At 57.4% G+C, this 26,569-nt stretch carries 37 protein-coding genes and 1 pseudogene; 5 read left to right on the top strand and 33 right to left on the bottom strand.

Translation table 11 applies throughout. The annotated features are described in order from the left end of the window. Positions 1–58: 58 nt before the first annotated feature. From J5M73_RS19090 to J5M73_RS19075, 4 genes are read left to right on the top strand one after another with little or no spacing between them, the layout of a single operon-like run. A complete protein-coding gene (locus tag J5M73_RS19090; protein ID WP_102865267.1) occupies positions 59–1,006 on the top strand; it encodes a hypothetical protein in 948 nt (315 codons plus the stop codon). Positions 1,007–1,019: 13 nt separating this feature from the next. Then, positions 1,020–2,306, top strand: a complete 1,287-nt coding sequence (locus J5M73_RS19085) for a hypothetical protein (RefSeq protein ID WP_102865266.1) — start codon at positions 1,020–1,022, stop codon at positions 2,304–2,306. A 3-nt stretch (positions 2,307–2,309) separates the two neighbouring features. Next, positions 2,310–4,136 (top strand): hypothetical protein, encoded by a 1,827-nt coding sequence (locus J5M73_RS19080; protein ID WP_102865265.1) that lies wholly within the window; start codon positions 2,310–2,312, stop codon positions 4,134–4,136. Between the two features lie 14 nt (positions 4,137–4,150). After that, the gene (locus J5M73_RS19075; RefSeq protein WP_102865264.1) at positions 4,151–5,203 is read left to right on the top strand and encodes a hypothetical protein; all 1,053 of its coding nucleotides are present in this window, start codon (positions 4,151–4,153) and stop codon (positions 5,201–5,203) included. Between the two features lie 96 nt (positions 5,204–5,299). Here the strand turns inward: J5M73_RS19075 and J5M73_RS19070 are convergent, their stop codons facing one another. Further along, on the bottom strand, positions 5,300–5,809 hold the full coding sequence (locus J5M73_RS19070) for a single-stranded DNA-binding protein (protein WP_011063767.1): 510 nt from the start codon (positions 5,807–5,809) through the stop codon (positions 5,300–5,302). A gap of 9 nt (positions 5,810–5,818) precedes the next feature. Continuing rightward, positions 5,819–7,213, bottom strand: coding sequence for an MFS transporter (locus tag J5M73_RS19065; RefSeq protein WP_102865263.1), 1,395 nt, complete (start codon positions 7,211–7,213; stop codon positions 5,819–5,821). Between the two features lie 177 nt (positions 7,214–7,390). Here J5M73_RS19065 and uvrA point away from each other — a divergent pair, with 177 nt between their 5' ends. Next, positions 7,391–10,225, top strand: coding sequence for an excinuclease ABC subunit UvrA (gene uvrA / locus J5M73_RS19060; protein ID WP_207815982.1), 2,835 nt, complete (start codon positions 7,391–7,393; stop codon positions 10,223–10,225). 117 nt (positions 10,226–10,342) lie between these two features. Here the strand turns inward: uvrA and bfr are convergent, their stop codons facing one another. The 31 genes and pseudogenes from bfr to J5M73_RS18905 form a co-directional block, all read right to left on the bottom strand. Next, positions 10,343–10,807, bottom strand: a complete 465-nt coding sequence (gene bfr, locus J5M73_RS19055) for a bacterioferritin (RefSeq protein WP_025129396.1) — start codon at positions 10,805–10,807, stop codon at positions 10,343–10,345. A 155-nt stretch (positions 10,808–10,962) separates the two neighbouring features. Continuing rightward, positions 10,963–12,411, bottom strand: a complete 1,449-nt coding sequence (locus J5M73_RS19050) for a catalase (RefSeq protein ID WP_102865261.1) — start codon at positions 12,409–12,411, stop codon at positions 10,963–10,965. Positions 12,412–12,587: 176 nt separating this feature from the next. After that, complete coding sequence (gene rplQ / locus J5M73_RS19045) at positions 12,588–12,974, bottom strand: 50S ribosomal protein L17 (protein WP_007924175.1); 387 nt, start codon at positions 12,972–12,974, stop codon at positions 12,588–12,590. 42 nt (positions 12,975–13,016) lie between these two features. After that, a complete protein-coding gene (gene rpoA / locus J5M73_RS19040) occupies positions 13,017–14,018 on the bottom strand; it encodes a DNA-directed RNA polymerase subunit alpha (RefSeq protein ID WP_007970428.1) in 1,002 nt (333 codons plus the stop codon). A 22-nt stretch (positions 14,019–14,040) separates the two neighbouring features. Further along, on the bottom strand, positions 14,041–14,661 hold the full coding sequence (rpsD, locus tag J5M73_RS19035) for a 30S ribosomal protein S4 (protein WP_011063772.1): 621 nt from the start codon (positions 14,659–14,661) through the stop codon (positions 14,041–14,043). A gap of 18 nt (positions 14,662–14,679) precedes the next feature. Next, positions 14,680–15,069: a 30S ribosomal protein S11 gene (rpsK, locus tag J5M73_RS19030; protein ID WP_007924177.1), complete on the bottom strand. Its 390-nt coding sequence runs from the start codon at positions 15,067–15,069 to the stop codon at positions 14,680–14,682. A gap of 30 nt (positions 15,070–15,099) precedes the next feature. Continuing rightward, complete coding sequence (gene rpsM, locus J5M73_RS19025) at positions 15,100–15,456, bottom strand: 30S ribosomal protein S13 (protein ID WP_003186020.1); 357 nt, start codon at positions 15,454–15,456, stop codon at positions 15,100–15,102. 130 nt (positions 15,457–15,586) lie between these two features. Next, the gene (rpmJ, locus tag J5M73_RS19020; RefSeq protein ID WP_002555468.1) at positions 15,587–15,703 is read right to left on the bottom strand and encodes a 50S ribosomal protein L36; all 117 of its coding nucleotides are present in this window, start codon (positions 15,701–15,703) and stop codon (positions 15,587–15,589) included. Positions 15,704–15,727: 24 nt separating this feature from the next. Then, positions 15,728–17,056 carry a preprotein translocase subunit SecY gene (gene secY, locus J5M73_RS19015; protein ID WP_007924182.1) on the bottom strand — a complete coding sequence of 443 codons (1,329 nt, stop codon included), beginning with the start codon at positions 17,054–17,056 and terminating at the stop codon, positions 15,728–15,730. Beyond that, the gene (gene rplO / locus J5M73_RS19010; protein ID WP_007924183.1) at positions 17,057–17,491 is read right to left on the bottom strand and encodes a 50S ribosomal protein L15; all 435 of its coding nucleotides are present in this window, start codon (positions 17,489–17,491) and stop codon (positions 17,057–17,059) included. A gap of 3 nt (positions 17,492–17,494) precedes the next feature. Beyond that, complete coding sequence (gene rpmD, locus J5M73_RS19005) at positions 17,495–17,671, bottom strand: 50S ribosomal protein L30 (RefSeq protein ID WP_003176408.1); 177 nt, start codon at positions 17,669–17,671, stop codon at positions 17,495–17,497. Positions 17,672–17,673: 2 nt separating this feature from the next. Further along, positions 17,674–18,174: a 30S ribosomal protein S5 gene (gene rpsE / locus J5M73_RS19000; RefSeq protein ID WP_007924184.1), complete on the bottom strand. Its 501-nt coding sequence runs from the start codon at positions 18,172–18,174 to the stop codon at positions 17,674–17,676. Between the two features lie 3 nt (positions 18,175–18,177). Further along, complete coding sequence (gene rplR, locus J5M73_RS18995) at positions 18,178–18,528, bottom strand: 50S ribosomal protein L18 (RefSeq protein ID WP_003186037.1); 351 nt, start codon at positions 18,526–18,528, stop codon at positions 18,178–18,180. 10 nt (positions 18,529–18,538) lie between these two features. Then, the gene (gene rplF, locus J5M73_RS18990) at positions 18,539–19,072 is read right to left on the bottom strand and encodes a 50S ribosomal protein L6 (RefSeq protein ID WP_025129400.1); all 534 of its coding nucleotides are present in this window, start codon (positions 19,070–19,072) and stop codon (positions 18,539–18,541) included. 12 nt (positions 19,073–19,084) lie between these two features. Further along, positions 19,085–19,477, bottom strand: coding sequence for a 30S ribosomal protein S8 (gene rpsH / locus J5M73_RS18985; RefSeq protein ID WP_011063773.1), 393 nt, complete (start codon positions 19,475–19,477; stop codon positions 19,085–19,087). A 207-nt stretch (positions 19,478–19,684) separates the two neighbouring features. After that, complete coding sequence (rpsN, locus tag J5M73_RS18980; RefSeq protein ID WP_003228726.1) at positions 19,685–19,990, bottom strand: 30S ribosomal protein S14; 306 nt, start codon at positions 19,988–19,990, stop codon at positions 19,685–19,687. A gap of 13 nt (positions 19,991–20,003) precedes the next feature. Continuing rightward, on the bottom strand, positions 20,004–20,543 hold the full coding sequence (gene rplE / locus J5M73_RS18975; protein WP_003210069.1) for a 50S ribosomal protein L5: 540 nt from the start codon (positions 20,541–20,543) through the stop codon (positions 20,004–20,006). Positions 20,544–20,563: 20 nt separating this feature from the next. Then, positions 20,564–20,878, bottom strand: coding sequence for a 50S ribosomal protein L24 (gene rplX, locus J5M73_RS18970; protein ID WP_007896770.1), 315 nt, complete (start codon positions 20,876–20,878; stop codon positions 20,564–20,566). Between the two features lie 11 nt (positions 20,879–20,889). Then, positions 20,890–21,258: a 50S ribosomal protein L14 gene (gene rplN, locus J5M73_RS18965; RefSeq protein ID WP_002555479.1), complete on the bottom strand. Its 369-nt coding sequence runs from the start codon at positions 21,256–21,258 to the stop codon at positions 20,890–20,892. Between the two features lie 23 nt (positions 21,259–21,281). Then, positions 21,282–21,548 (bottom strand): 30S ribosomal protein S17, encoded by a 267-nt coding sequence (gene rpsQ / locus J5M73_RS18960; RefSeq protein ID WP_003194644.1) that lies wholly within the window; start codon positions 21,546–21,548, stop codon positions 21,282–21,284. 2 nt (positions 21,549–21,550) lie between these two features. Next, the gene (gene rpmC, locus J5M73_RS18955; protein WP_002555481.1) at positions 21,551–21,742 is read right to left on the bottom strand and encodes a 50S ribosomal protein L29; all 192 of its coding nucleotides are present in this window, start codon (positions 21,740–21,742) and stop codon (positions 21,551–21,553) included. Next, positions 21,742–22,155, bottom strand: a complete 414-nt coding sequence (gene rplP / locus J5M73_RS18950; RefSeq protein ID WP_003228729.1) for a 50S ribosomal protein L16 — start codon at positions 22,153–22,155, stop codon at positions 21,742–21,744. Before rplP ends, rpmC begins: the two co-directional genes overlap by 1 nt. 12 nt (positions 22,156–22,167) lie before the next feature. Further along, entirely contained in the window at positions 22,168–22,854 is a 687-nt protein-coding gene (gene rpsC / locus J5M73_RS18945; protein ID WP_007924192.1) for a 30S ribosomal protein S3, read from the bottom strand. Between the two features lie 13 nt (positions 22,855–22,867). Next, positions 22,868–23,200: a 50S ribosomal protein L22 gene (gene rplV / locus J5M73_RS18940; protein WP_003103908.1), complete on the bottom strand. Its 333-nt coding sequence runs from the start codon at positions 23,198–23,200 to the stop codon at positions 22,868–22,870. Between the two features lie 13 nt (positions 23,201–23,213). Then, entirely contained in the window at positions 23,214–23,489 is a 276-nt protein-coding gene (gene rpsS, locus J5M73_RS18935; RefSeq protein ID WP_002555486.1) for a 30S ribosomal protein S19, read from the bottom strand. A 16-nt stretch (positions 23,490–23,505) separates the two neighbouring features. Further along, complete coding sequence (gene rplB, locus J5M73_RS18930; RefSeq protein WP_011063775.1) at positions 23,506–24,330, bottom strand: 50S ribosomal protein L2; 825 nt, start codon at positions 24,328–24,330, stop codon at positions 23,506–23,508. Positions 24,331–24,344: 14 nt separating this feature from the next. Next, the gene (gene rplW, locus J5M73_RS18925) at positions 24,345–24,644 is read right to left on the bottom strand and encodes a 50S ribosomal protein L23 (RefSeq protein WP_002555488.1); all 300 of its coding nucleotides are present in this window, start codon (positions 24,642–24,644) and stop codon (positions 24,345–24,347) included. Further along, positions 24,641–25,243 (bottom strand): 50S ribosomal protein L4, encoded by a 603-nt coding sequence (rplD, locus tag J5M73_RS18920; RefSeq protein ID WP_007924200.1) that lies wholly within the window; start codon positions 25,241–25,243, stop codon positions 24,641–24,643. Before rplD ends, rplW begins: the two co-directional genes overlap by 4 nt. A gap of 12 nt (positions 25,244–25,255) precedes the next feature. Then, positions 25,256–25,891 (bottom strand): 50S ribosomal protein L3, encoded by a 636-nt coding sequence (rplC, locus tag J5M73_RS18915; RefSeq protein WP_007924205.1) that lies wholly within the window; start codon positions 25,889–25,891, stop codon positions 25,256–25,258. Positions 25,892–25,971: 80 nt separating this feature from the next. Beyond that, on the bottom strand, positions 25,972–26,283 hold the full coding sequence (gene rpsJ / locus J5M73_RS18910) for a 30S ribosomal protein S10 (protein ID WP_003186070.1): 312 nt from the start codon (positions 26,281–26,283) through the stop codon (positions 25,972–25,974). Between the two features lie 140 nt (positions 26,284–26,423). Continuing rightward, a pseudogene (locus J5M73_RS18905) lies at positions 26,424–26,569 on the bottom strand (elongation factor Tu); the annotation flags it as partial.

Raw genomic sequence — 26,569 nt, 5'->3', positions numbered from 1 at the left:
GGCCATGCACTGGAACACCGGGCGACCTCGGTCGCCCGGCTTTGCAAAGGAGAGTCAGATGAACGCCAGTTTCTTCAAGCGCCTGCTGTTGGCCGCCACCCTGCTGTGCGCCAGCCAGACACTGTGGGCCCAGAAATACCCCGACAACGTCTACTTCAACATGGGCGTGCACAACACCAAGGGCTGCGACGCCCTGAACAACAACTGCGTGATCAAGCGCAAGGCCGGCGAGCCGACCGATCCGCTCTATCCGGCAACCTGGGTCAGTGACTGGACCATGTACCGGGTCACCGCCAACTACGAGAAGAACCCGCCGCCCTACAGCAGCCCGCCCAGCACCCTGCAACCTGCCGACTACACCGTGTCCCAGGGCAGCAGCTACTACGACAACGACTATGTCCCGGCCGACGGCGACGGCTCCGGGGCGATGATGGAGCACTACGAGAAATACTGCCTGCCGATCTTCCCGATCAAGGACAACAACTACACCTGCTCCTTCGTCTCCCTGGGTAACAAGGCCTACTTCCTCACCTACCCCGAGGACCGGCCCAAGGACATGCCGGCCTGCTGCCTGTTCTCGCCCATGAACCATCCGCCGCGCCGGGACTTCATCAAGCACCTGCCCTACAGCGCCGCCCGCAGCCAGCACCTGGACGGCAGCGTGCAGGCCTACGCCTTGGAGCTCAAACCCGGCAAAGGCAGCCCACCCATCCTCTTCGGCTATGCCTTCTACAAGCAGGCCACCAGCGACGGGCCGGGCCAACCGGCCTATCAACATCCGCAGTCGTTCTATTTCTCCGGTGATGCCAGCGTCGCCAACGCGCCCATCGTCAGCCAGAACTACCGCAACTGGAGCAATTCAAAGCCGGACCCGGCCAAGACCTGGGACCAGGTGGCGAAGATGTGCCCGGTCAACCCGCCTGACTGCCAGCTCTTCACGCCACCGCCATCGCTGAAGAACGGTGCACGGCCACAGTGGAACCAACTTTCACCCACCCCGCAGTGACAGGAGCCGCCTCATGAACCATTGGAGCCGTTTCACCGCCCTGTTGTTGCTTGGCCTGGGCAGTCAGCAAGCCAGCGCCCTGCAACCCAGTGCAGCGGGGGCGCAAACCAGCTGCCCACCCACAGCAACGGTGCCTGCCGCCGGCGCCTCGCAGCAGGCTTTCGATCAATACAGCTGGCAGATGTTCATCAACCTGAACTGGCCGGCCCAGGCGGGGCAGCGCGGAGTGGCCGATTGCAGCAAGCCCCTGGGCAGCCCAGGCGATACCGTGTGGCAGACCTACAAGAGCGTCAGCGAGACCTTCCTCCCCGGGGCCAAGAATCCGGGCCCCTGGAACTCGCAACTGCCCCGCAGAAACCTCAGCCTGATCAACATTGCCGCGGTCAAGAACACTCAGGTGGTGCAAGCGGACAACCAGGCGGTGGGCGGCTGGCTGATTGATCAGCGCGGCAACCCGACCTACTACGACATCGCCGCCAACGAGGTCTCCTACAACTACATCGTCGCTAACGACTTCTACAACGCGGTGGTCGTCGATGCCGCGAAGAACATCGGCTTTCCCAACAACGCCGGCGAGATCAAGAGCAGCTGGCGCATCCTCACCAGCGCCGACGACAGCAGCCGCTATCTGACGATGAAGGCACTGGTCACCCAGTTCGACAGTCAGGGACAGCCCAATGGCACCACCGAGGCCAACTTGGGATTGGTGGGGCTGCACATCATCAGCAAGGTGGAGGGGTTCCCGCAGTGGATCTGGTCGACCTTCGAGCAGGTCGACAACGTGCCGCCCAAGACCCAGCTGGGGGGCCGTTGGGTGGACCAACCGGCCTCGGGGATTTTCTACTCCTACTTCAACGCCAAGGCACCCGCCGAAAGCCTCAACCAGTCCCCGTGCCTGTGGCAGCAACAGGCGGGAAAGATGGTCTGTACGCCCAAACCCGGTAGCAGCTTCAGCACCCCTGACCCGCTGAACCGGGTCACCCCGATCACGGACGTCACCCAGCAGATCAATACCCAGTACCAGAGCGATCCGCAGGTACAGCAGAGCGTGTTCAAGTACTACCAGTTGATCACCACCCAACGCCCACAGTCGCCGGACAACCCCGGCAATCCGTTGGGGCAGCCAACGCCGTCGCTTTCGGCCAACGTCACCATGGAAAGCTACATCCAGACCAACAGCAGCTGCATGAACTGCCACTCCATGGCGGCACCGCTCAACAGCCAGTACAAGAGCGACTTCTCCTTCCTGTTCAGATTCGCCCAAGCCCCGGTCAGCAGCGTCACCAAGGATAAGGAATAGAACATGAGCATATTGAATGGACCCCGACTGAACTTCTGGGGCGGTATCTCCACCGACGTCAGCGTGCCGAACAACTCGCCGACCTTGCCCAACGGCATCACCACGTCCCTTGAGCTGTTCGACCTGACCACCTCGACCGTGGCGGACCAGGCCAAGACCTACAGCGATGAGCACCTGTACCAACTGATCAACGCCCCGGACCCGAGAATCGGCCCCAACAGCCGGTACACGGCCGGCGGCTGGAACCACTATGGCGAACACGTGGTGACACTGCACAAAGCGTTGATCAGTTCCCAAGGCACCCCGGGCAACATTGCGCTGGAAGGGGATATGGTCGGCCAACCGGTCTACCTACTCGGCTCCGTTACACCCGGCACCGGACAAGGGCCCTACTCCGGCCCGATGATGGTCGACCTGGACCCCACAGCCAGCACCACGACCCAGATCTTTGTCGGAGGCCTGCAGATCGGCAACGGCAACACGCCTGAGCTACTGATTCGCTGGGATACCGTGTGCAGCAGCTTCGACCTCAACACCCGGGTGCTGGAGCCGGCAACCATGGACTCACCAGGTTCCTTCCATGCCAGCGGCACCTTTCAACTGACCTTTCCGCTGAGCAGCATCGTCAGCTACAACAAGGAAAGTGCCGGACTCAGGGCCCTGATCGAAGCGCCTAACGCGACTGGGATCGTGCTGCGTTTCGTGATGTTCGAAATGTGTCCGACCCTGACTACCGAGCAATTGAATGCCGACTACGCCGCCAACCAGTTCAGCCCGAACCCGAGCATCGGCCGAGTCATCGGCACCCTGGCCACGGCGTTTACCGATGAGCCGCAAATCTGTCCGCCAGGCCGGCAAATCATCAATGCCGACAAAGACCTGAACATCAACAGCGTTGCCTATGCCGAAGTTGCCAACGGGCAACTGAGCATCGACATGGTCAACCTGATCCCCAAGCAGACGTTCAGGGCTGTACGCGACGACATCACCAGCCCCATCGGTCCCAACGCCGACTACGGGACCGTCACCATTGCGGCCGGAACAACGCCCCTGGCGAGCTTTGAGCCCAGCGACCCGCTGCTGCAGGACTACTACCGGTACGGCGGCATCATCGACGTGCCGCTCAACTCGACCCAGACACAGTTGGTGCAGAGCACGCCCTTGTGCATCAGTGCCCCCGGGACCACCCGCAACCCGGCGCTGTCGGCTCCCGAATGCCCGTATCGGGTCTACAGCGATCAGCGCAACACCTACCTGGACCCCGACAGCAGCGGCGTGCAGATCACCTTGCAAGTCCGTTACCTGGGAGCACCGGTACAGGAAGATACGCCAATCAGCATCGACGCCTCGGCGACCGCCGCCTATCAAGCCAATCGCTACTGGAACTTCCTGGAGCTTCCGAACTCGGTAACGGTACCGGCTGGTCAACCTTCGGTGAGCTTCAACGTCGTCCCCGTCGCCGGTTCCAATACCCAGGCCGGTTTCACCACACTGACCTACACCATCGACAACAACCCTCTGACCCAGAGCTTCAGCAACTTCCGCAAGTACGCCTGGAGCGACTTCGGCATTCCAACCGGCAGCATCGTCACCTGGGAGCAGGCGTTTCAAAACGTGCTGCGCTTTCATTACCTGGCCTTCCCCGCCATGTCGCGCTATATCCAGCTCAATCAACCCGACGCGGTGATGGGTTACAAACAGGCGATCCTGGCCCGGATATCCCCCGAGTACCAGAACACCACCTTGTACATGTCCGTGGTGCGTTCGATGTCGCCGAGCCAGCGCTCCCTGCTGACCGCCTATCTCAACGGCACGCCCTGGCAACCTTGAACAAGGAGAAGACCATGCCCGTTGCTTTACACATTCCCGCCCAGCCGGAACAGTTGCTGCGCTCAAGCAGCATCATCGCCCAGGGGCTGCTCAACCCTCGCGGTATCTGCGTGGAAAACGATGGCAGCCTGCTGCTGGTGGAAGCTGGCTCAGGCCTGCCGGATCAAGCGTTCAGCGGTCGCATCAGTCGCCTGCGACCAGATCCTCACGCCCCCGGCACCTACCTGCCACCCGAGGTTCTGGCCAAGGGCTTTCGCTCGATGAACATGCAGTCGCGGATGCTGCGCGATGAAATCATGGGGCTGTCGGACATTGCCTTCGGTGCCGGGCGCTACCTGGCCAGCCAGACCGATTACGTCGCCGGTTCCAAGCTTCTGGACCTGCAATACAGCCCGCCCGAGCCGCTGTTCCACAGCCACGGCAACCTCAACTCATTGTGCTATCACCCCGCGCGCCAGAGCTGGCTGGCGGTCAAGCCCGATACCAACCAGTTGGTGGAGTTCACTCAGGGTGAGGAGCAGATCCTGGCCCAACTGCCCGACCTGGATCAGGGCCAGGAAGCCGTACCCGTGACCCTGGTGCATGAGCCACAGACCGACGCGGTGCTGATCAGCCTGTTCTCTGGCGAGCTGCACAGTGACCCGGCGCGAAAGGGCATCGACTTCGCCGACAAGGCGGGCCAGGTAATCCGGGTCTGGCCCGAGAGTGGCAGGATCGAGGTACTGATTCGCGGGCTGCAATTGCCCACCGGGCTGGCGCTGGACCCGCAGGAGCGGATTCTGGTGCTGGAACTGTGCGACCGGCTGTTGCAGCCCCTGCAGCCCGACTGGTCCGGCGAGACCTTGCACGGCGGCTTTGCCCGCTTCAGTGGACGGCTGCTGCGCTGCGACCTGCAGCAACGCAGTGTGCAAGTGCTCGCCAACGAACTGGATACACCGTCCAATCTGTGCTGCGTCGAGGGGGCGGTGCTGGTGAGCGAAGGCATGGGCCTCAGTGGACGGCCGATTCCCACACCGGATCATCAGGTGGTTGCCCTGAGCGGTCGATTGCGCCGAGTGCAACTTTGAGCCCAATCCCAGCGCCTGAAAGGAAACAGTCCAGCATAAAAAAGGGGCCCTGTACGGGGCCCCTTTCTCATCGATACTGAATGCTCGAGGGAGCAATCAGAACGGAATATCGTCATCGAAGCTGTCGAAATCCGGTGCCGGCTGCGGAGCGGCCTGCTGTGGCGCCGGACGCGACTCACGCTGTGGCTGCGGAGCAGGACGGGACTGCTGAGGACGCGGTGCCGAGTTGGACATGCCGCCCTGGCCTTGCTGGTCGCCCTGTGGACGGCCACCCAGCAGCTGCATGGTGCCTTGCATGTCGACAATGATCTCGGTGGTGTAGCGCTTGATGCCGTCTTTTTCCCACTCGCGAGTCTGCAGTTTGCCCTCGATGTAGACCTGGGAACCCTTGCGCAGGTACTCACCGGCAATCTCAGCGACCTTGCCGAACATCGAAACACGGTGCCACTCGGTGCGCTCGACCTTCTGACCGGTCTGCTTGTCGGTCCACTGTTCGCTGGTGGCCAGACTCAGGTTGGTCACGGCGTTACCGTTAGGCAGATAGCGAACTTCGGGATCCTGGCCGCAAGTACCGACCAATATGACTTTGTTAACCCCACGGGCCATAACGTTCTCCTAGGCTTCGCGCGGCGACGGCGCTGAGTTGACCAACTGCTCGAGCGTCGCGCGATCCAATAATTCGGTGTCCAATTTGATGTAAATGGCAGCCTCTTCGGCCACCACCACGGCATCTGTTACTCCAGCGACGGCTTTCAGGCGCTCAACCAGACCAGCTTCGCGGATCGCTTCAGGCGATAACGGCAAGCGCAGGCTCGTCACATATGGAGGCTCGCGCATGGTAACAGCAAAGCCCAACCAGAGTGCAGCCAGACCTGCGCATCCAAGGAACACAACCGACAAACCGCCATGCTGGAACAACCAGCCGCCGAGGATGCCGCCCAGTGCCGAACCGAGGAACTGGCTAGTGGAATACACCCCCATCGCCGTGCCCTTGCCGCCTGCCGGCGAGACCTTGCTGATCAGCGACGGCAACGACGCCTCCAGCAGGTTGAATGCGGTGAAGAACACCACGGTGCCGATCACCAGCGCCCGCAAACTGTCGCCGAACTCCCAGAAGAATAGCTCGGTGAGCAGCAGCGTACTGACCGCGCCGAGCAGAACTCGTTTCATCTTGCGTTTTTTCTCGCCATAGATGATGAACGGGATCATGGCGAAGAAGGAAATCAGCAACGCGGTGAGGTAGACCCACCAGTGCTGTTCCTTGGGCAAACCGGCCTTTTCCACCAGTGCCAGGGGCAAGGCGACGAAGCTCGACATCAGCATGGCGTGCAACACGAAGATACCAAGATCCAGGCGCAGCAGATCGGGATGCTTGAGGGTCGGGATCAGCGCTTGGCGCGCCACGCCGGACTCGCGGTGCTGCAACGGGCCGGTGGAGCGCGGGACCATGAAAGCAACGATCAGGATGCCCACCAGGGCCATGGCCCCCGTGGCCAGGAACAGCCCCGACAGACCAAAACTGCGGGTCAGTAGCGGACCGACTACCATGGCCACGGCAAAGGACAGGCCGATGGTCATGCCGATCATGGCCATGGCCTTGGTCCGGTGCTGCTCGCGGGTCAGGTCCGAAAGCAGCGCCATCACTGCGGCGGAAATCGCCCCGGCACCTTGCAGGATTCGTCCGGCGATCACGCCCCAGATCGAATCGGCATTGGCCGCCAGCACGCTGCCCAGGGCGAACACGATCAACCCCAGGTAAATCACTGGGCGACGACCGATACGGTCGGAAATGATGCCGAAGGGAATCTGGAAAACCGCCTGGGTCAGACCATAGGCGCCAATCGCCAAGCCGATCAGAGCCGGGGTCGCTCCTGCGAGATCCATTCCATAGGTCGCCAGGACCGGCAGTACCATAAACATGCCAAGCATACGGAAGGCGAACACCAGGGCCAGACCGCTCGCTGCGCGGGTCTCGCTGCCACTCATGCGTTCGCTGTGGGGATCGTGCATGGATAAACCTCATGTGAACCGGCGGCGATTCTACCAGTCCGATCGATTGAGGGGGTATATGGCGACGCTTTGCCGCGCAGCCCCAACAGCGAGCAAAAAAGCACCGCATGATAGTGTGCATCCATCCAGTGTTTGGTTTTATACTCCTGCCTTTACGCCCGCCGATCGAGGCCACTTTTGGACAAGATTCTGATTCGTGGGGCCCGCACCCACAACCTGAAGAACATCGACCTGACCCTGCCGCGGGACAAGTTGATCGTCATCACCGGGCTGTCTGGGTCCGGCAAGTCGTCCCTGGCTTTCGACACGCTTTATGCCGAAGGCCAGCGCCGCTATGTCGAATCGCTGTCGGCTTACGCCCGACAGTTCCTGTCGATGATGGAAAAGCCCGATGTCGACACCATCGAAGGGCTGTCGCCGGCGATATCCATCGAACAGAAATCCACCTCTCACAACCCGCGCTCCACCGTCGGCACCATTACCGAAATCTACGATTACCTGCGCCTGCTCTATGCTCGCGTGGGCACCCCGCGCTGTCCGGACCACGACATTCCGCTGGAAGCCCAGACCGTCAGCCAGATGGTCGACCTGGTGCTGGCGCAGCCCGAAGGCAGCAAGCTGATGCTGCTGGCCCCGGTCATTCGTGAGCGCAAGGGCGAACACCTCTCGGTCTTTGAAGAGCTGCGGGCCCAGGGCTTCGTGCGGGCCCGGGTCAACGGCAAGCTGTTTGAACTGGACGAGTTGCCGAAGCTGGATAAACAGAAGAAGCATTCCATCGATGTGGTGGTCGACCGCTTCAAGGTGCGTGGCGATCTGCAGCAGCGTCTAGCAGAGTCCTTTGAAACCGCGCTGAAACTGGCGGACGGGATTGCCCTGGTAGCGCCGATGGACGACGAGCCGGGGGAAGAGATGATCTTCTCCGCGCGTTTCGCCTGCCCGATTTGCGGTCATGCCATCAGCGAACTGGAACCCAAGCTGTTCTCCTTCAACAACCCCGCCGGCGCTTGTCCTACCTGCGACGGTCTGGGGGTCAAGCAGTTCTTCGACATCAAGCGCCTGGTCAATGGCGAACTGACCTTGGCCGAAGGGGCGATTCGCGGCTGGGACCGACGCAACGTCTATTACTTTCAGATGCTCGGTTCACTGGCCTCTCATTACGGCTTCAGCCTGGAAGTGCCGTTCAACCAACTGCCGGCGGATCAGCAGAAGGTCATCCTGCACGGCAGCGGCACCCAGAACGTCGACTTCAAGTACCTCAACGACCGGGGCGACATCGTCAAGCGCTCCCACCCCTTCGAAGGCATAGTGCCAAACCTGGAGCGGCGCTACCGGGAGACCGAATCGGCCACCGTCCGTGAAGAGCTGGCCAAGTTTCTCAGCACCCAGCCCTGTCCGGATTGCCGTGGCACGCGCCTGCGTCGCGAGGCTCGCCATGTCTGGGTCGGCGAGAAGACCCTGCCGGCGGTCACCAGCCTGCCCATCGGCGATGCCACGAACTACTTCGGTACGCTGAAACTCACCGGACGCCGTGGTGAGATTGCCGACAAGATCCTCAAGGAGATCCGCGAGCGCCTGCAGTTCTTGGTGAACGTCGGGCTCGACTACCTCACCCTGGATCGCAGCGCCGATACCCTGTCCGGCGGCGAAGCTCAGCGTATTCGCCTGGCCAGCCAGATCGGTGCCGGCCTGGTGGGGGTCATGTACATCCTCGACGAACCATCCATTGGCCTGCACCAGCGGGACAATGATCGGCTGCTGGGGACCCTGAAACACCTGCGGGATATTGGCAACACCGTAATCGTGGTTGAACACGACGAAGACGCTATCCGCCTGGCCGACTATGTGGTGGATATCGGCCCGGGCGCCGGTGTGCACGGTGGCCGTATCGTCGCCGAAGGCACGGCTGCTGAAGTCATGGCGCACCCGGACTCGTTGACCGGCAAGTACTTGTCGGGCCGGGTGAAGATCGTGGTGCCGGCCAAACGTACGCCGCGCAACAAGAAGCTGTCCCTGACACTCAAGGGCGCTCGCGGCAACAACCTGCGCAATGTCGACCTGAAAATTCCCATCGGCCTGCTGACCTGCGTGACCGGGGTTTCCGGCTCGGGCAAGTCGACGCTGATCAACAACACCCTGTTTCCATTGAGCGCCACAGCATTGAACGGTGCCACGACCCTGGAAGCAGCGCCTCACGACAGCATCAATGGTCTGCAGCACCTGGATAAGGTCGTGGATATCGATCAGAGCCCGATCGGTCGTACTCCGCGCTCCAACCCAGCCACTTACACCGGGCTGTTTACGCCGATCCGTGAGTTGTTCGCTGGGGTTCCTGAGTCCCGTTCCCGAGGCTACGGGCCTGGACGCTTCTCCTTCAACGTCAAGGGTGGACGCTGCGAAGCCTGCCAGGGCGATGGCTTGATCAAGGTCGAGATGCACTTCCTGCCGGACATCTACGTGCCCTGCGATGTGTGCAAGAGCAAGCGCTACAACCGCGAGACGCTGGAGATCAAGTACAAGGGCAAGAGCATCCACGAGGTGCTGGAAATGACCATCGAGGAGGCCCGCGAATTCTTCGCTCCCGTCCCGGCCCTGGCGCGTAAGCTGCAGACCCTGATGGATGTGGGCCTGTCCTACATCAAGCTCGGTCAGTCGGCTACCACGCTGTCTGGCGGCGAGGCTCAACGGGTCAAGCTGTCACGCGAGCTGTCCAAGCGTGACACTGGCAAGACCCTGTATATCCTCGATGAACCGACCACTGGGTTGCACTTCGCGGATATCCAGCAATTGCTCGACGTCCTGCACCGCCTGCGTGATCACGGCAACACAGTGGTAGTGATCGAGCACAACCTGGATGTGATCAAAACGGCCGACTGGCTGGTGGACCTGGGGCCGGAAGGCGGCTCCAAAGGCGGCCAGATCATCGCCGTCGGCACCCCGGAACAGGTAGCGGAAATGCCGCAGTCCCACACCGGGCACTACCTCAAGCCGCTGCTAAGCCGCGATCGAGCCTGAGCCCCATGAAAAAGCCCCTGTCATCTCACGGTGACAGGGGCTTTTTTACATCTCAGGCTTGACGCATCTACCGTAGGAGCGAGCTTGCTCACGAACCGGTATCCACGCCTTATGCAGTCAGAACTGCGACTGCAGGTAGTTCTCCAGCCCGATGGATTTGATCAGGCCCAACTGCTTCTCCAGCCAGTAGGTGTGATCTTCCTCGGTATCTGCCAACTGGATACGCAGAATGTCGCGGCTGACGTAGTCCTTGTGCAGTTCACACAGCTCGATGCCTTTGCACAGCGCAGCGCGAACCTTGTATTCAAGGCGCAAGTCGCTGGCCAGCATGTCCGGCACCGTGGTCCCGGTGTCGAGATCGTCAGGACGCATGCGCGGCGTGCCTTCGAGCATCAGAATGCGGCGCATCAGGGCATCGGCGTGTTGCGCCTCTTCTTCCATTTCGTGGTTGATACGCTCGTAGAGCTTGGTAAAGCCCCAGTCTTCGTACATCCGCGAGTGGATGAAATATTGGTCGCGTGCTGCCAGTTCGCCCGTCAGCAACGTGTTGAGGTAATCGATTACGTCCGGGTGACCTTGCATCGCCCTACATCTCCCTGCTTGAAAGTCGATAGTGTGAACCAAGCTGACTTGCAGGTCACTTAGAAATAACCGAAAAAGTGAAGATTATCTGAGAAAAGCAGTATAAATAACGCAAAAACCGCCCAAATGAGGGCGGTTCTGCTTCTTATTTAGACTTACTTGAGCGATACACCCAAAGCCTTGGCAATACCCTCGCCGTAAGCCGGGTCAGCCTTATAGAAATGTTGCAGCTGACGATCAACCACATCAGCAGTCACTCCAGTCATGGCACCGGCAATGTTGTTGATCAACAGAGCCTTCTGCTCATCATTCATCAAGCGGAACAGAGCTCCTGCATGACTGTAATAGTCGGTGTCTTCGCGATGATCGTAGCGGTCTGCGCCACCGCTAAGGGCAAGGGGCGGTTCTGCGTAGCGTGGAGCCTGCTTAGGCGCATCGCTGTAGCTGTTGGGCTCGTAGTTCGGCGCAGCACCGCCATTGCTTCCGAAAGCCATGGAGCCGTCGCGCTGATAGCTGTTCACCGGGCTCAGCGGCGCATTCACTGGCAGTTGCTGGTGATTGGTACCAACGCGATAACGGTGAGCATCGGCGTAAGCAAACACCCGGCCCTGCAGCATGCGATCTGGAGAAAGCCCGACCCCTGGCACCATGTTGCTTGGTCCGAAAGCGGCCTGTTCGACCTCAGCGAAGTAGTTCAGCGGATTGCGGTTCAACTCCAACTCGCCAACCTCGATCAACGGGAACTCCTTCTGCGACCAGGTCTTGGTCACATCGAACGGGTTCTCATAGTGCGCCGCGGCTTGCGCCTCAGTCATGATCTGGATGCACACGCTCCACTTCGGAAAGTCGCCACGCTCGATCGCGTTGAACAGGTCGCGCTGAGCGTAATCCGGATCGGTACCCGCCAGACGTGCAGCCTCTGCCGGCGCCAGATTCTTGATGCCCTGCTTGGTCTTGTAGTGCCACTTGACCCAGTGCCGCTCGCCCTTGGCGTTGATCAGGCTGTAGGTGTGACTGCCAAAGCCGTGCATATGACGGTAACCGTCTGGAATGCCCCGATCGGAAAACAGAATGGTTACCTGGTGCAGCGCCTCAGGCGAATGCGACCAGAAGTCCCACATCATCTGAGCACTTTTCAGGTTGCTCTGAGGAAGGCGCTTCTGGGTGTGGATGAAATCGGGAAACTTCAGCGGGTCACGAATAAAGAAGACCGGAGTGTTGTTACCCACAATGTCCCAGTTGCCTTCTTCGGTGTAGAACTTAAGGGCAAAGCCGCGGGGATCGCGCTCGGTGTCAGCCGAACCACGCTCGCCGCCTACTGTAGAGAAACGCAGGAAGGTCGGAGTTTTCTTGCCAACCGCTTCAAACAACTTGGCACTGGTGTATTGGGTGATGTCGCGAGAGACCGTGAAAGTGCCGTAGGCACCCGAGCCCTTGGCGTGCACGCGACGCTCAGGGATATTCTCGCGATTGAAATGGGCGAGCTTTTCGATCAGGTGAAAATCGTCGAGAAGCAGCGGGCCACGAGGGCCGGCGGAACGGGAATTCTGGTTATCAGCGACAGGAGCGCCACTAGCGGTAGTAAGAGTTTTGGTCTGGCTCATGCACAATCTTCCTCTGTCAGTCTGTGAAACTGCCGGCTAATCGGCTGACGAAGAGTATTGACCAGCAGTGTTACAAGATCCAATGCATTACACATTAGCTAACGATAGAAATATCTAATACATACAGATACAAAAAACCGGGCACTAGGCCCGGTTCCTTGTTTCAGACTGACGTCTTACTCAGCGGATACAGCTTCACCGCCGACAGCACGATCAACCAGTTCAACGTACGCCATAGGAGCGTTGTCGCCAGCGCGGAAACCGCACTTGAGGATGCGCAGGTAGCCACCCTCACGGGTAGCATAACGCTTGCCCAGGTCGTTGAAGAGCTTACCAACGATAGCTTTCGAACGAGTACGGTCGAAAGCCAGACGGCGGTTAGCCAGGCTGTCTGTCTTGGCCAAAGTGATCAGCGGCTCGGCAACGCGGCGCAGTTCTTTAGCTTTCGGCAGTGTAGTTTTGATCAGCTCGTGCTCGAACAGCGACACCGCCATGTTCTGGAACATGGCCTTGCGGTGCGAGCTGGTGCGGCTCAGGTGACGCCCACTTTTACGATGACGCATGGTTCATTCCTTACCAAACACAACGTTCGGTGATTACGACGATCAGGCAGTCGCCTTGTCGTCCTTCTTAAGACTTGCAGGCGGCCAGTTGTCGAGGCGCATGCCGAGGGACAGACCGCGGGAGGCCAGAACGTCCTTGATTTCGGTCAAGGATTTCTTGCCCAGGTTCGGAGTCTTCAACAGTTCTACTTCGGTACGCTGAATCAGGTCGCCGATGTAGTAAATGTTTTCCGCCTTAAGGCAGTTAGCCGAACGTACAGTCAGTTCCAGATCGTCAACCGGGCGAAGCAGGATCGGATCGATCTCGTCTTCCTGCTCGACTACCACTGGCTCACTGTCACCTTTGAGGTCGACGAACGCAGCCAACTGCTGTTGCAGAATGGTTGCAGCACGACGGATAGCCTCTTCAGGATCCAGAGTACCGTTGGTTTCCAGATCAATAACCAGCTTGTCCAGGTTAGTACGCTGCTCGACACGGGCGTTTTCCACCACGTATGCGATACGGCGAACCGGGCTGAACGAAGAGTCAAGCTGCAAGCGACCAATGCTGCGGCTTTCGTCTTCATCGCTCTGACGCGAGTCGGCCGGTTCATAACCACGACCACGAGCTACTACGAGCTTCATGTTCAGGGCGCCGTTAGACGCCAGGTTAGCGATTACGTGATCGGGGTTAACGATCTCGACATCATGATCCAGCTGAATATCGGCAGCGGTAACCACCCCCGAACCCTTCTTCGACAAGGTCAGCGTAACTTCGTCACGGCCGTGCAGCTTGATAGCCAGACCTTTAAGGTTCAACAGGATTTCAATTACGTCTTCCTGTACACCTTCGATGGCGCTGTACTCGTGGAGCACACCGTCAATCTCGGCCTCGACTACTGCACAGCCGGGCATTGAGGACAACAGGATGCGGCGCAGCGCGTTGCCCAGGGTGTGGCCAAAACCACGCTCGAGAGGCTCGAGGGTGATCTTGGCGCGGGTTGGACTGACAACCTGCACATCAATGTGGCGGGGTGTCAGGAACTCATTTACCGAAATCTGCATGGATGCACCTATTTTCTAGCCCTTACTTGGAGTAGAGCTCGACAATCAGGCTTTCGTTGATGTCGGCGGACAGATCACTGCGAGCTGGAACGTTCTTGAAAACGCCCGACTTCTTCTCAGTGTCTACTTCTACCCATTCTACGCGGCCACGTTGAGCACACAGATCGAGAGCTTGGACAATGCGAAGTTGATTTTTTGCTTTCTCGCGAACAGCAACCACGTCACCAGCACGAACCTGGTAGGACGGAACGTTAACGGTCTGACCGTTTACGCTGATCGACTTGTGCGATACCAGCTGACGGGACTCGGCACGAGTAGAACCGAAGCCCATGCGGTATACAACGTTGTCCAGACGGCATTCGAGCAGTTGCAACAGGTTCTCGCCGGTTGCGCCCTTCTTGCCAGCTGCTTGTTTGTAGTAGCCGCTGAATTGACGCTCGAGCACGCCGTAGATACGACGAACTTTTTGCTTTTCACGCAGCTGAGTACCGTAGTCGGATTGACGACCACGACGCTGGCCGTGGATGCCAGGAGCTGCTTCGATGTTGCACTTGGATTCGATAGCGCGCACGCCGCTCTTCAGGAAGAGATCGGTGCCTTCGCGACGAGCCAGTTTGCATTTTGGACCAATGTAACGAGCCATTCTTTACAATCTCCTGGATTACACGCGGCGCTTCTTCGGCGGACGGCACCCGTTGTGCGGGATTGGCGTCACGTCGGTGATGCTGGCGATCTTGTAGCCACAGCCGTTCAAAGCGCGGACTGCGGATTCACGACCTGGACCTGGGCCCTTGACGTTAACGTCGAGGTTCTTCAGGCCATATTCCAGCGCAGCTTGACCAGCACGCTCGGCAGCTACTTGAGCAGCGAACGGGGTGGACTTGCGAGAACCGCGGAAACCCGAACCACCGGAGGTTGCCCAGGAAAGAGCGTTACCTTGACGGTCGGTAATGGTCACGATGGTGTTGTTGAAAGACGCGTGGATGTGGGCGATGCCATCAACCACTGTCTTTTTAATCTTTTTACGAGGACGAGCAGCAGGTTTTGCCATGACTAAATTCCTGTCGATTCGCTGGTGCGATTACTTGCGGATCGGCTTACGCGGACCTTTGCGAGTACGCGCGTTGGTCTTGGTACGCTGACCGCGCACTGGAAGACCACGACGATGGCGCAGACCGCGGTAGCAGCCCAGATCCATCAAGCGTTTGATTTTCATGTTGATTTCGCGACGCAGGTCACCTTCAGTGGTGAACTTCGCCACTTCGCCACGCAGCTGTTCAATTTGCTCGTCGCTCAGATCCTTGATCTTCGCAGCTGGGTTGACCCCAGTCACTGCACAGATTTTCTGCGCAGTAGTGCGACCAACACCATAGATGTAGGTCAGCGAGATAACAGTATGCTTGTTATCTGGAATGTTAACGCCTGCAATACGGGCCATTCAGTGGGACTCCAATTGACAGCTACCTACGCCCCGGAAGCCAAGAAATAGGGCGCGAGATAATATCGCTGTAATAACAAATAATCAACCCGGCAGCGCACTAGCTGCCGGGCTTGAAGCACAATCACACTCAGCCTTGGCGCTGTTTGTGACGCGGTTCCGCGCTGCAAATTACTCGAACAACACCTTCGCGGCGAATAATCTTGCAGTTACGGCACAGCTTTTTCACCGATGCACGAACTTTCATCACCAACTCCTCGAACCTTATGGATTAGCGCAGCATGCCGCTGCCGTAACCCTTCAGGTTGGCTTTCTTCATCAGGGATTCGTACTGGTGGGAAACGAGGTGCGATTGTACTTGCGACATAAAGTCCATAACAACCACGACCACGATCAGCAACGAGGTCCCGCCAAGGTAGAACGGAACGTTTGCAGCAACCACCAGGAACTGGGGCAACAGACACACGGCCGTCATATATAGAGCACCGAACATGGTCAAGCGGGTCAGAACGCCATCAATGTAGCGCGCCGACTGCTCACCTGGACGGATGCCCGGAATAAAGGCACCGGACTTCTTCAGGTTTTCCGCTACGTCTTTCGGATTGAACATCAACGCCGTATAGAAGAAGCAGAAGAAAATAATCCCTGCACTAAACAGCAGAATATTCAACGGCTGACCAGGAGCGATCGACTGCGAGATGTCCTGCAACCAGCCCATACCTTCAGACTGACCGAACCAGGCACCCAACGAAGCCGGAAACAGCAAAATGCTGCTCGCGAAGATAGCAGGAATTACACCGGCCATATTCACTTTCAGCGGCAAGTGGCTGGTCTGCGCAGCAAAAACCTTGCGGCCCTGCTGACGCTTGGCGTAGTGAACAGCAATACGACGCTGGCCACGCTCAATGAACACCACAAAACCGATAATCGCTACTGCCAGCAAACCGATCGCAACCAAGGCAAAAATGTTGATATCACCCTGACGCGCAGACTCGAAAGACTGCCCGATCGCTCTCGGAAGACCGGCGACGATACCTGCGAAAATCAACATCGAGATACCGTTGCCAACACCACGCTCAGTAATCTGCTCACCCAGCCACATCATGAACATCGCACCAGCCACAAACGTGGATACCGCGACGAAATGGAAGCCAAAGTCACCAGTGAACGCAACGCCCTGCCCTGCCAGACCAACGGACATGCCGATGGCCTGAACCAGAGCTAGGACGACAGTGCCGTAGCGGGTGTACTGGCTGATCTTGCGACGGCCAGCTTCACCTTCCTTCTTCAACTGCTCCAACTGCGGACTGACGGCTGTCATAAGTTGCATGATGATCGAAGCCGAGATGTACGGCATGATCCCCAGTGCAAAAATGCTCATCCGCTCCAGCGCGCCGCCGGAAAACATGTTGAACAAGCTAAGAATGGTCCCCTCATTCTGTCGAAACAGGTCTGCGAGTCGGTCCGGGTTGATACCTGGAACCGGGATGTGTGCGCCTATTCGGTAGACGATAATCGCCAGGAACAGAAAACGCAGACGAGCCCAGAGTTCAGACATACCGCCTTTGCCGAGCGCAGAGAGAGCACCTTGCTTAGCCATTTATTCCTCGAACTTGCCGCCAGCTGCTTCGATAGCCGCACGCGCACCTTTGGTGGCTGCGATACCCTTGATGGTCACAGCGCGAGTAACTTCGCCGGACAGCATGATTTTCACACGCTGAACGTTCTGGTTAATCACGTTGGCATCTTTCAGGGACTGCACGGTAACGATGTCGCCTTCCACTTTGGCCAACTCGGACAGACGCACTTCTGCGCGGTCCATGGCTTTCAGGGAAACGAAACCGAACTTCGGCAGGCGACGATGCAGCGGCTGTTGACCGCCTTCAAAGCCTGGAGCGATGGTGCCACCGGAGCGGGAAGTCTGACCTTTGTGACCACGGCCACCAGTCTTACCCAAACCACTACCGATACCACGGCCCGGACGATGCTTTTCGCGACGGGAACCCGGCGCTGGACTCAGATCATTGAGTTTCATCGATTAACCCTCGACACGCAGCATGTAGTAAGCCTTGTTGATCATCCCGCGGTTCTCGGGAGTATCTTGGACTTCTACAGTGTGACCGATGCGACGCAGGCCCAGACCCTTAACGCACAGTTTGTGGTTAGGGATACGGCCGGTCATGCTTTTGATCAGCGTTACTTTAACGGTAGCCATGATCAGATGATCTCCTGGACGCTTTTGCCACGCTTGGCGGCAATGGATTCAGGGGACTGCATAGCCTTCAAACCTTTGAAAGTGGCATGAACCACGTTTACTGGGTTAGTCGAGCCGTAGCACTTGGCCAGAACGTTCTGAACACCAGCAACTTCAAGGACAGCACGCATAGCGCCGCCAGCGATGATACCGGTACCTTCAGAAGCAGGCTGCATGTACACCTTGGAAGCGCCATGAGCGGACTTCATAGCGTACTGCAGAGTGGTGCCGTTCAGATCAACTTGGATCATGTTGCGGCGAGCAGCTTCCATTGCCTTCTGGATCGCAGCAGGCACTTCACGCGACTTGCCACGGCCGAAGCCAACACGGCCCTTACCATCACCAACCACGGTCAACGCGGTGAAAGTGAAGATACGGCCGCCTTTAACGGTTTTGGCTACGCGATTAACTTGAACCAGCTTCTCGATGTAGCCTTCGTCGCGCTTTTGGTCGTTATTTGACATAACTTAGAACTCCAGCCCAGCTTCACGAGCAGCATCAGCCAGCGCCTTGACGCGGCCGTGGTACTTGAAGCCAGAGCGGTCGAAAGCCACCTGCGAGACGCCAGCGGCTTTTGCACGCGTAGCGACCAGCTGGCCAACCTTAGTGGCCGCGTCGATGTTGCCAGTGGCGCCATCACGCAGTTCTTTATCCAAAGTCGAGGCACTCGCCAAGACTTTGTTGCCGTCGGCCGAAATGACCTGGGCGTAGATGTGCTGCGAAGAGCGGAACACGCAGAGACGCACGACTTCGAGTTCGTGCATTTTCAGGCGTGCTTTGCGAGCGCGACGCAGTCGAGTAACTTTTTTGTCGGTCATTTGCTATGCCCTACTTCTTCTTGGCTTCTTTACGACGGACGACTTCGTCCGCGTAGCGCACACCTTTACCTTTGTAAGGCTCTGGTGGACGGAAGTCGCGGATCTCAGCGGCCACTTGACCTACCAGCTGCTTATCGATGCCCTTGATCAGGATATCGGTCTGGCTAGGAGTCTCAGCGGTGATGCCTTCCGGCAGTTCGTAATCCACTGGATGCGAGAAGCCGAGGGCCAGGTTCAGCACTGTGCCTTTTGCTTGTGCCTTGTAACCAACACCGACCAGCTGGAGCTTACGCTCGAAGCCTTGGCTAACGCCTTGGACCATGTTGTTTACCAGAGCACGAGTGGTACCGGCCATTGCACGAGTTTGTTGGTCGCCATTGCGAGCAGCGAAACGCAGCTCACCAGCTTCCTCAACAATTTCAACGGACGAGTGAACGTTCAGTTCGAGAGTGCCCTTGGCACCCTTCACCGAAAGCTGTTGGCCGGCGAATTTAACTTCGACACCAGCTGGCAGCTTAACGGGGTTCTTAGCGACGCGAGACATGCTTATCCCCCCTTAGAACACAGTGCAAAGAACTTCGCCGCCGACACCGGCAGCGCGCGCAGCACGATCAGTCATCACACCTTTGTTGGTGGAGACGATAGACACGCCAAGGCCGCCACGTACTTTCGGCAGTTCTTCAACGGACTTGTACTGACGCAGGCCTGGACGGCTAACGCGCTTCACTTCCTCGATGACCGGACGGCCTTCGAAGTATTTCAGCTCGATGGACAGCAGAGGTTTGATTTCGCTGCTGATCTGATAACCCGCGATGTAACCTTCGTCCTTCAGGACTTTTGCTACAGCCACCTTCAGCGTGGAAGACGGCATGCTTACGACGGACTTTTCAGCCATCTGGGCATTACGGATTCGAGTTAGCATGTCCGCTAACGGGTCCTGCATACTCATGGGCTAGATGCTCCTGATACAAAAAGAATTAGCCTTGCGGCTACAACTGTCGCCGAGAAATTCCGGGCAAAAAACACGGGCTCAGGCGAGCCGGTCATTCTAGACACACCCCAGAAATGAATCAAGCCCCAAAAGGGGCTTGATTCAGATTCAAGGCCACCGGTGATCGGGATCTTACGAGCCCGACCACCGCGACTTTGATAGCTATTACCAGCTGGCTTTAACCAGACCTGGTACGTCACCACGCATTGCAGCTTCACGCAGCTTGTTACGGCCAAGGCCGAACTTGCGGTAAACGCCGTGCGGACGACCAGTCAGGCGGCAGCGGTTACGCATGCGCGAGGCGCTTGCGTCACGTGGCTGCTTCTGCAGCGCTACGGTAGCTTCCCAACGGGCTTCTGGACTTGCGTTCAGATCCACGATGATAGCTTTCAGCGCTGCACGCTTGGTGGCGTACTTGGCAACAGTAAGCTGACGCTTCAGCTCACGGTTTTTCATGCTCTTCTTGGCCATTTTCCTACTCCAATCAGTTGCGGAACGGGAATTTGAAAGCACGCAGCAGAGCGCGGCCTTCATCATCGTTCTTAGCAGTGGTGGTCAGGGTAATGTCCAGACCGCGGAGAGCATCGATCTTGTCGTAATCGATTTCCGGGAAAATGATCTGCTCTTTCACGCCCATGCTGTAGTTACCACGACCATCGAAGGACTTGGCATTCAGGCCGCGGAAGTCGCGAACCCGAGGCAGGGAGATCGACAGCAGACGATCCAGGAACTCGTACATACGCTCACGGCGCAGGGTCACTTTGACGCCGATCGGCCATCCTTCGCGGACTTTGAAGCCAGCGATGGATTTACGAGCGTAGGTCACAACGACTTTCTGGCCGGTGATCTTTTCCAGGTCAGCAACAGCATGCTCGATGACTTTTTTGTCGCCGATTGCTTCGCCCAGACCCATGTTCAGGGTGATTTTGGTAACGCGCGGAACTTCCATCACGTTCGAAAGCTTAAGTTCTTCCTTAAGTTTCGGAGCGATTTCCTTCCGGTAAATCTCTTTTAGTCGTGCCATGGTCTTCTACCTAGCAGTGTTCAAGCATCAACCGCTTTTTGGGTCGACTTGAAGACACGAATTTTTTTGCCGTCTTCTACTTTGAAACCAACGCGGTCAGCCTTGTTGGTTTCGCCGTTGAAAATGGCGACGTTGGAAGCGTGCAGTGGCGCTTCTTTCTCGACGATACCGCCCTGTACGCCCGACATCGGGTTAGGCTTGGTATGACGCTTGACCAAGTTCAGGCCACCGACAACCAGACGGTCATCAGCCAGAACTTTAAGCACCTTACCGCGCTTACCTTTGTCTTTGCCGGCGATCACGATGATCTCGTCGTCACGACGAATCTTTTGCATGTCGGATCTCCTTACAGCACTTCTGGGGCGAGCGAGACGATCTTCATGAACTTCTCAGTACGAAGTTCACGGGTCACTGGCCCAAAGATACGGGTGCCGATCGGCTCTTGCTTGTTGTTCAACAGAACAGCAGCGTTGCCATCAAAGCGGATGATGGAGCCGTCAGCACGACGAACACCATGGCGAGTGCGGACTACAACTGCAGTCATCACTTGGCCTTTTTTCACCTTACCGCGAGGAATTGCTTCCTTGACGGTAACTTTGATGATGTCACCGATACCAGCGTAACGACGATGGGAGCCACCCAGCACCTTGATGCACATAACGCGGCGAGCGCCGCTGTTATCGGCCACATCGAGCATGGATTGAGTCTGAATCATATAATTTCTCCGACCCCTAGCCCTTAGACTTCCACAGCGCGTTCGAGAACATCAACCAGAGCCCAAGACTTGGTCTTGGCCATCGGACGAGTTTCACGAATAGTGACTTTGTCGCCGATGTGGCACTGATTGGTTTCGTCGTGCGCGTGCAGCTTAGTCGAACGCTTAACGTATTTACCGTAGATAGGGTGCTTAACGCGACGCTCGATCAGAACGGTGATGGTCTTGTCCATCTTGTCGCTGACAACACGGCCAGTCAGCGTACGGACAGTTTTTTCGGCTTCAGCCATGATTACTTACCTGCCTGCTGGTTGAGCACAGTCTTCACGCGAGCGATGTCACGCTTAACTTGCGAGAGCAGATGAGACTGCCCCAACTGGCCAGTTGCTTTCTGCATACGCAGATTGAACTGGTCGCGCAGCAGGCCGAGCAGTTGCTCGTTCAGCTGCTGTGCGGATTTTTCACGAAGTTCATTCGCTTTCATCACATCACCGTCCGCTTAACAAAGGAGGTGGCGAGCGGCAGCTTTGCAGCAGCCAGGGCGAAAGCCTCACGCGCCAGCTCTTCAGAAACACCCTCGATTTCATACAGGACTTTGCCTGGCTGAATCTGGGCAACCCAGTATTCGACGTTACCCTTACCTTTACCCATCCGAACTTCGAGTGGCTTCTTGGAAATAGGCTTGTCCGGGAATACACGGATCCAGATCTTGCCACCACGTTTTACGTGACGGGTCAGAGCACGACGCGCTGACTCGATCTGACGAGCGGTGAGACGACCACGAGCAACAGACTTCAGCGCGAACTCGCCGAAGCTGACTTTGCTACCGCGCAATGCCAGACCACGGTTGTGGCCGGTCATTTGCTTGCGGAACTTCGTACGCTTTGGTTGCAACATTTGGCGTACCCCTTACTTAGCAGCTTTTTTACGAGGCGCAGGTGCTTGCGGCTTCAGCTCTTCTTGGCGACCACCAATTACTTCGCCTTTGAAGATCCAAACCTTCACACCGATCACACCATAAGTGGTGTGAGCTTCGTAGGTGGCATAGTCGATATCGGCACGCAGGGTGTGCAGTGGCACACGACCTTCGCGATACCATTCAGTACGTGCGATTTCAGCACCGCCGAGACGACCGCTCACTTGGATTTTGATGCCTTTGGCACCAATGCGCATGGCGTTCTGTACAGCGCGCTTCATAGCACGACGGAACATTACGCGACGCTCCAGCTGCTGAGCTACGCTCTGCGCAACCAGCATACCGTCGAGCTCCGGCTTGCGGATCTCTTCGATATTGATGTGCACAGGCACACCCATTTGCTTGGTCAGGTCCTGACGCAGCTTCTCAACATCTTCACCTTTCTTGCCGATCACGATGCCGGGACGAGCGGTGTGGATGGTGATGCGTGCAGTTTGAGCCGGACGATGGATATCGATACGGCTTACGGACGCGCTTTTTAGTTTGTCTTGGAGATACTCACGCACATTCAGATCTGCGAGCAAATAGTCCGCATAAGTCCGACCGTCTGCGTACCAGACGGAGGTGTGCTCCTTGACGATTCCCAGGCGAATGCCAATGGGATGTACTTTCTGACCCATCTCTTCGACTCCGTTACTTGTCAGCAACCTTGACAGTGATATGGCAAGACCGCTTGACGATGCGATCAGCACGGCCTTTGGCACGTGGCATGATGCGCTTCAGCGAACGCCCTTCGTTGACGAAAACGGTGGAGACCTTCAGGTCATCAACGTCTGCGCCTTCGTTATGCTCGGCGTTGGCTACGGCCGACTCCAGCACTTTCTTCATGATCTCGGCGGCTTTCTTACTGCTGAAAGCCAACAGGTTGAGCGCTTCGCCCACCTTCTTCCCGCGGATCTGGTCGGCGACCAAGCGGGCTTTCTGGGCGGAGATTCGAGCGCCCGACAACTTAGCGGCTACTTCCATCATTCCTTACCCCTTAACGCTTGGCTTTCTTGTCAGCCACGTGCCCGCGATATGTACGGGTACCGGCGAACTCGCCCAGTTTGTGGCCGACCATGTCTTCGTTCACGAGAACTGGAACATGTTGACGACCGTTATGCACAGCGATGGTCAGACCGACCATTTGTGGCAGGATCATGGAACGGCGCGACCAGGTCTTAACTGGTTTGCGATCGTTCTTTTCCGCCGCCACTTCGATCTTCTTCAGTAGGTGAAGATCAATAAAAGGACCTTTTTTCAGAGAACGTGGCACTGTCGTATCCCTCTATTTACTTGCGACGACGGACGATCATTTTGTCGGTACGCTTATTACCACGAGTCTTCGCGCCCTTAGTCGGGAAGCCCCATGGCGATACCGGATGACGACCACCAGAGGTACGACCTTCACCACCACCATGTGGGTGGTCAACCGGGTTCATGGCAACACCACGAACGGTTGGGCGAACGCCACGCCAGCGTTTGGCACCAGCTTTACCCAGCGAACGCAGGCTGTGCTCGGAGTTCGAGACTTCGCCCAGGGTCGCACGGCATTCAGCCAGCACTTTACGCATCTCACCAGAACGCAGACGCAGGGTCACGTAGACGCCTTCACGAGCGACCAGCTGAGCCGAAGCACCAGCCGAACGAGCGATTTGCGCGCCTTTACCTGGCTTCAGTTCGATGCCGTGTACGGTGCTACCAACTGGAATGTTGCGCAGTTGCAGAGCGTTGCCCGGCTTGATCGGTGCCAGAGCACCTGCGATCAGCTGGTCGCCAGCGCTCACGCCCTTAGGCGCGATGATGTAGCGACGCTCGCCATCTGCGTACAGCAGCAGAGCGATGTGAGCAGTACGGTTTGGATCGTATTCGATACGCTCGACAGTGGCAGCGATGCCATCTTTGTCGTTGCGACGGAAGTCGACCAGACGGTAATGCTGCTTATGACCACCACCAACGTGACGAGTGGTAATGCGGCCATTGTTGTTACGACCACCAGACTTCGATTTCTTCTCGAGCAGCGGTGCGTGAGGAGCGCCTTTATGCAGCTCCTGGTTGACCACCTTGACCACAAAACGGCGGCCAGGGGAAGTCGGTTTGCATTTAACGATTGCCATGATGCACCCCTTCCTTACTCAGCACTGCTGCTGAAATCGAGATCTTGGCCTGGCTGAAGGGAGATAACTGCCTTCTTCCAGTCATTACGCTTGCCCAGACCGCGAGCGGTACGCTTGCTCTTACCCAGAACGTTCAGGGTAGTAACGCGCTCCACTTTCACGCTGAACAGGCTTTCGACGGCCTTCTTGATTTCCAGCTTGGTTGCGTCAGTAGCAACCTTGAAAACGAACTGGCCTTTCTTGTCTGCCAGAACCGTAGCCTTCTCGGAAACGTGCGGGCCAAGCAGAACTTTAAATACGCGTTCCTGGTTCATCCCAGCAGCTCCTCGAATTTCTTCACGGCCGACACAGTGATCAACACTTTGTCGTATGCGATCAGACTAACTGGATCGGAACCTTGCACGTCACGAACATCAACGTGTGGCAGGTTACGAGCAGCCAGGTACAGGTTCTGATCAACAGCGTCCGACACGATCAGAACGTCGGTCAGGCTCATGTTGTTCAGTTTGCCCAGCAGATCTTTGGTTTTCGGAGTTTCAACAGCGAAATCCTGAACCACGACCAGACGATCAGTACGCACCAGCTCAGCAAGGATGGAACGCATTGCTGCGCGATACATCTTCTTGTTCAGCTTCTGGGAGTGATCCTGAGGACGAGCTGCGAAAGTGGTACCGCCGCCACGCCAGATTGGGCTACGGATAGTACCGGCACGAGCACGGCCAGTACCTTTCTGACGCCATGGGCGCTTGCCGCCACCGGAAACGTCGGAACGGGTCTTTTGCTGCTTGCTACCTTGACGGCCGCCAGCCATGTAGGCCACGACTGCTTGGTGAACCAGCGTCTCGTTGAATTCGCCGCCAAATGTCAGTTCGGAAACTTCGATCGCTTGAGCGTCATTTACATTTAATTGCATGTCAGCTTCCCCTTAACCGCGAGCCTTGGCCGCCGGACGTACAACCAGGTTGCCGCCAGTAGCGCCAGGAACAGCACCCTTGACCAACAACAGATTGCGTTCAGCGTCGACGCGCACTACTTCCAGGGACTGCACGGTCACGCGCTCAGCGCCCATATGACCGGACATTTTTTTGCCCTTGAATACACGACCAGGAGTCTGGCACTGGCCAATAGAGCCCGGGACGCGGTGGGAAACGGAGTTACCGTGGGTGTTATCTTGACCGCGGAAATTCCAACGCTTGATGGTACCGGCGAAGCCTTTACCTTTCGACTGACCGGTAACATCTACCAGTTGGCCAGCTGCGAAGATTTCTGCATTGATCAGATCGCCAGCTTGGTACTCGCCTTCTTCAAGACGGAATTCCCAAACGCCACGACCGGCAGCAACGTTCGCTTTAGCGAAGTGACCTGCTTGAGCAGCAGTCACGCGCGAAGCACGACGCTCACCTACAGTGACTTGCACTGCACGATAGCCATCGGTTTCTTCAGTTTTGAACTGGGTGACGCGATTCGGCTCGATCTCAATGACCGTGACCGGAATGGAGACACCTTCTTCGGTGAAAATACGGGTCATACCGCATTTACGACCGACTACACCAATAGTCATGTTGTAAACCTCATGAGTGTACGGGGCTTTCACCCGCTATGGCCGCCCATTTCAGAGCGTTACACGACTAAGACCGAGTCTTAGCCGAGGCTGATCTGCACTTCCACACCTGCCGCAAGATCAAGCTTCATAAGAGCATCAACGGTTTTATCCGTTGGCTGGACGATGTCCAGTACGCGCTTATGAGTACGGATCTCGTACTGGTCACGCGCGTCTTTGTTGACGTGCGGGGAGACCAGAACGGTGAACCGCTCTTTACGGGTAGGCAGTGGAATTGGACCACGCACTTGAGCACCAGTACGTTTCGCGGTTTCCACGATTTCCTGGGTGGATTGGTCGATCAGGCGATGGTCGAAAGCCTTCAACCTGATACGGATTTGCTGATTTTGCATTGGATTTCAGACTCCAGGCTGCTATTCCCACCGGGCGCAATACGCCCGTTAAAAGGAGGCGCAATTCTATAGACGGCCCCACAGAGTGTCAACCCAATAAAAAAGCCCCCGCAAGCGGGGGCTTCTTCATGAGTCGTCGATTACTCGATAACTTTGGCTACGACGCCGGCGCCGACGGTACGACCGCCTTCACGGATAGCGAAACGCAGACCATCTTCCATCGCGATGGTTTTGATCAGAGTGACAGTCATCTGGATGTTGTCACCTGGCATTACCATTTCAACGC

Source organism: Pseudomonas sp. 50_B, from assembly GCF_017491625.1.
In the GTDB taxonomy this organism is placed as follows: domain Bacteria; phylum Pseudomonadota; class Gammaproteobacteria; order Pseudomonadales; family Pseudomonadaceae; genus Aquipseudomonas; species Aquipseudomonas danubii.
The sequence above is the reverse complement of the archived record's forward strand: the minus strand, read 5'-3'. Positions and strand labels throughout refer to the sequence as shown.

Coding starts and splice junctions, on each gene's coding strand:
- rpsC (WP_007924192.1), bottom strand. CDS start 22,854: ATGGGTCAGAAAGTACATCCCATTGGCATTCGCCTGGGAATCGTCAAG.
- rplE (WP_003210069.1), bottom strand. CDS start 20,543: ATGGCACGACTAAAAGAGATTTACCGGAAGGAAATCGCTCCGAAACTT.
- J5M73_RS19065 (WP_102865263.1), bottom strand. CDS start 7,213: ATGCACGATCCCCACAGCGAACGCATGAGTGGCAGCGAGACCCGCGCA.
- J5M73_RS19075 (WP_102865264.1), top strand. CDS start 4,151: ATGCCCGTTGCTTTACACATTCCCGCCCAGCCGGAACAGTTGCTGCGC.
- J5M73_RS19080 (WP_102865265.1), top strand. CDS start 2,310: ATGAGCATATTGAATGGACCCCGACTGAACTTCTGGGGCGGTATCTCC.
- rplB (WP_011063775.1), bottom strand. CDS start 24,330: ATGGCAATCGTTAAATGCAAACCGACTTCCCCTGGCCGCCGTTTTGTG.
- secY (WP_007924182.1), bottom strand. CDS start 17,056: ATGGCTAAGCAAGGTGCTCTCTCTGCGCTCGGCAAAGGCGGTATGTCT.
- rpoA (WP_007970428.1), bottom strand. CDS start 14,018: ATGCAGATTTCGGTAAATGAGTTCCTGACACCCCGCCACATTGATGTG.
- rpmD (WP_003176408.1), bottom strand. CDS start 17,671: ATGGCTACCGTTAAAGTAACGCTGATCAAAAGCATGACCGGCCGTATC.
- J5M73_RS19090 (WP_102865267.1), top strand. CDS start 59: ATGAACGCCAGTTTCTTCAAGCGCCTGCTGTTGGCCGCCACCCTGCTG.
- J5M73_RS19050 (WP_102865261.1), bottom strand. CDS start 12,411: ATGAGCCAGACCAAAACTCTTACTACCGCTAGTGGCGCTCCTGTCGCT.
- rplD (WP_007924200.1), bottom strand. CDS start 25,243: ATGCAATTAAATGTAAATGACGCTCAAGCGATCGAAGTTTCCGAACTG.
- rpsD (WP_011063772.1), bottom strand. CDS start 14,661: ATGGCTCGTTACATTGGTCCAAAATGCAAACTGGCTCGTCGCGAAGGC.
- bfr (WP_025129396.1), bottom strand. CDS start 10,807: ATGCAAGGTCACCCGGACGTAATCGATTACCTCAACACGTTGCTGACG.
- rplN (WP_002555479.1), bottom strand. CDS start 21,258: ATGATTCAGACTCAATCCATGCTCGATGTGGCCGATAACAGCGGCGCT.
- J5M73_RS19070 (WP_011063767.1), bottom strand. CDS start 5,809: ATGGCCCGTGGGGTTAACAAAGTCATATTGGTCGGTACTTGCGGCCAG.
- rpsN (WP_003228726.1), bottom strand. CDS start 19,990: ATGGCCAAGAAGAGCATGAAAAACCGTGAGCTGAAGCGTCAGCTTACT.
- rplP (WP_003228729.1), bottom strand. CDS start 22,155: ATGTTGCAACCAAAGCGTACGAAGTTCCGCAAGCAAATGACCGGCCAC.
- rplQ (WP_007924175.1), bottom strand. CDS start 12,974: ATGCGTCATCGTAAAAGTGGGCGTCACCTGAGCCGCACCAGCTCGCAC.
- rpsH (WP_011063773.1), bottom strand. CDS start 19,477: ATGAGTATGCAGGACCCGTTAGCGGACATGCTAACTCGAATCCGTAAT.
- rpsJ (WP_003186070.1), bottom strand. CDS start 26,283: ATGCAAAATCAGCAAATCCGTATCAGGTTGAAGGCTTTCGACCATCGC.
- rpsQ (WP_003194644.1), bottom strand. CDS start 21,548: ATGGCTGAAGCCGAAAAAACTGTCCGTACGCTGACTGGCCGTGTTGTC.
- rpsK (WP_007924177.1), bottom strand. CDS start 15,069: ATGGCAAAACCTGCTGCTCGTCCTCGTAAAAAGATTAAAAAGACAGTG.
- rplW (WP_002555488.1), bottom strand. CDS start 24,644: ATGAACCAGGAACGCGTATTTAAAGTTCTGCTTGGCCCGCACGTTTCC.
- rplF (WP_025129400.1), bottom strand. CDS start 19,072: ATGTCTCGCGTCGCTAAGAACCCCGTTAAGCTGCCAGCTGGTGTCGAA.
- rplO (WP_007924183.1), bottom strand. CDS start 17,491: ATGAAACTCAATGATCTGAGTCCAGCGCCGGGTTCCCGTCGCGAAAAG.
- rpmC (WP_002555481.1), bottom strand. CDS start 21,742: ATGAAAGCGAATGAACTTCGTGAAAAATCCGCACAGCAGCTGAACGAG.
- J5M73_RS19085 (WP_102865266.1), top strand. CDS start 1,020: ATGAACCATTGGAGCCGTTTCACCGCCCTGTTGTTGCTTGGCCTGGGC.
- rpsM (WP_003186020.1), bottom strand. CDS start 15,456: ATGGCCCGTATTGCAGGCGTTAACATTCCAGATAACAAGCATACTGTT.
- rpsE (WP_007924184.1), bottom strand. CDS start 18,174: ATGTCAAATAACGACCAAAAGCGCGACGAAGGCTACATCGAGAAGCTG.
- rplV (WP_003103908.1), bottom strand. CDS start 23,200: ATGGAAGTAGCCGCTAAGTTGTCGGGCGCTCGAATCTCCGCCCAGAAA.
- rplR (WP_003186037.1), bottom strand. CDS start 18,528: ATGACCGACAAAAAAGTTACTCGACTGCGTCGCGCTCGCAAAGCACGC.
- rpmJ (WP_002555468.1), bottom strand. CDS start 15,703: ATGAAAGTTCGTGCATCGGTGAAAAAGCTGTGCCGTAACTGCAAGATT.
- rplX (WP_007896770.1), bottom strand. CDS start 20,878: ATGCAAAAGATTCGTCGTGACGACGAGATCATCGTGATCGCCGGCAAA.
- rplC (WP_007924205.1), bottom strand. CDS start 25,891: ATGACTATTGGTGTAGTCGGTCGTAAATGCGGTATGACCCGTATTTTC.